This window comes from Mesorhizobium sp. M5C.F.Ca.IN.020.32.2.1 (assembly GCF_004023105.1).
In the GTDB taxonomy this organism is placed as follows: Bacteria; Pseudomonadota; Alphaproteobacteria; order Rhizobiales; family Rhizobiaceae; genus Mesorhizobium; species Mesorhizobium wenxiniae.
The window spans coordinates 1-1,497 of record NZ_RZSX01001197.1 but is presented as its reverse complement, the minus strand read 5'-3'; the positions used below and the strand labels follow the sequence as shown (position 1 = coordinate 1,497).

1 protein-coding gene is annotated in these 1,497 nt (G+C 61.9%); it reads right to left on the bottom strand.

All coding sequences use genetic code 11. From position 1 onward, the window contains the following. Nucleotides 1-51 precede the first annotated feature (51 nt). Nucleotides 52-1,497 (bottom strand): 4-hydroxyphenylacetate 3-hydroxylase N-terminal domain-containing protein (locus tag EOA86_RS34295; protein WP_128345567.1); only part of this gene is annotated, 1,446 nt, incomplete at its 5' end.

Genomic DNA, 1,497 nt, shown 5'->3' with positions numbered 1-1,497 from the left:
TGTCGATCGTGTGAAATTCCGTGTGTTCCTTTCGGATCGGCATGGCAAACCTCAAGCGGCAACCGGAGCGGCACGGTCGACCTCGTCGTCCAGCGAATAGCTGTCAAGCATGTGGTCGACGAGCTGCGTGCAGCGGTCCCAGTCGAAGGTGCGGAAGCTGTGCCCCTTAGTCACGAAGGTGGCGCCGGCATAGAACATCTCGTATTGCGTGTGGCGCGAGGCGAACTCTGAGCCGATCGCATCCCAGGCCAGCTTGAAGAATTTTACCCGGCCCTTCGACGAACTGACCGGCGATTGCTGTGTCTTTTCGATCAGACTGCACAGCTCCGGATCGGCGAAATCCTGGACTGAAGACGGCAGCATGATCAGCCCGCCGCCCGCCAGGTCACGCAAGGCGAGGATTACCCCGGCATAGAGTTGCTGCGTCAGCACCTGAGCCGAATAGAGCGTATGGGCGTCGGGCACGAAATACGCGCCAAGCATGCGGCCCTTCACCTCCATGGCGTGTACCAACGCGTCGACCATGGTGTTCTGCGCTGCAAGCACTCCCAGCATCTCGCGCACCTGCGGAAAGTTAATGACGCCGTTGGTCTCGGCGATGCGCCGGGCGATGCCGACAAGGAAGCGCATCTTCACCATCAGGCGGATCTGCGCCTGGTAGTTCTGGAAGACATGCGCCGGCGTGGCATGGAACTGCCGTTGGCACATGGCGATGTCCCCGTTGATGAAGACGCGCTCCCAGGGAACTTTCACATTGTCGAAGTAGAGCACGGCATCGTTCTCGTCGAAGCGGCTGGCCAGTGGATTATCGAAGACACTGGCGGCGCTCTCCTCGTAGGATTTGCGCGACAGGATCTTTAGCCCGCCGGCATTCATCGGCACGGCGAAGGACACAGCATAGGGCTCGTCGCCCTCACGCAGCGGCTGGATGCAGGTGACGAACACCTCGTTTGCCATGATGCCGCCGGTCGCCAGCATCTTGGCGCCGCGGATTGTCAGGCCTGCTGCGTCCTGGTCGACGACGCCGGCGGTGAGGAAGCGGTCTTGCTGCTCACCCGCGGACTTCGAGCGGTCGGCCTGTGGATTGATGATGACGTAGGTGAGATACAGTTCGTTGTCCCGGGCGTAGCGGTAATAATCGGCGAGGGCCGCGGCTCGCGTCTTGTCATAGGCCTCGAAGACCTCGATCCCCATGAACATGCCGGAAATGCAGGAGGCGACATGGTCTGGGGCGCGGCCAAGAAAGCCATAATGAAGCTCCGTCCAGGCTTCCAGCGCCGTGCGGCGTTCGACGAGCTCGGCATGGCTGCGCGGCAACTGCCAGATGCGATTGGCCCGCTGCCCGCCGCTTTCGGGAACTTCAAAGGTCATCAGCGCCCGGTTATCCGGCCGCGCCTGGAAGTCGTAGAGCATGCCGACCGACCGGATCGTCTGACGGAAGGCTGGATGCGCGGTGACGTCGCCGGCCGTCTGCCCGTTGATATAGACCTGCCTGCC